Source organism: Bradyrhizobium sp. Kon58 (assembly GCF_055807455.1).
Genome location: NZ_JBVVOT010000435.1, coordinates 1 through 271, shown reverse-complemented (window position 1 = coordinate 271; position 271 = coordinate 1). Strand labels below are relative to the sequence as shown.

Here is a 271-nt window from a genome sequence, read left to right as displayed (position 1 = left end):
CACCCGTACATCGGCGCTCAGGCCCACCTGGCGCATGCGCTCGATCAGGCTGACGGCCAGCAACGAGTGCCCGCCCAGCTCGAAGAAGTGGTCATGCCGGCCGACCTGCTGCACCTGCAACACCTCGGCCCAGATCTGCGCCAGGCGGGTTTCCACCTCGCCCTGGGGCGCTGCATAGTCACGGGTCAGCAGCGCCGCCTGGTCGGGCGCCGGCAGGGCCTTGCGGTCCAGCTTGCCGTTGGCGGTCAGGGGCAAGGCCGCGAGTTTGACG

At 70.1% G+C, this 271-nt stretch carries 1 protein-coding gene; it reads right to left on the bottom strand.

Annotated features, from left to right (window positions below):
* Positions 1-271 (bottom strand): phosphopantetheine-binding protein (locus tag AC0L20_RS41055; RefSeq protein ID WP_473295835.1); only part of this gene is annotated, 271 nt, incomplete at both ends.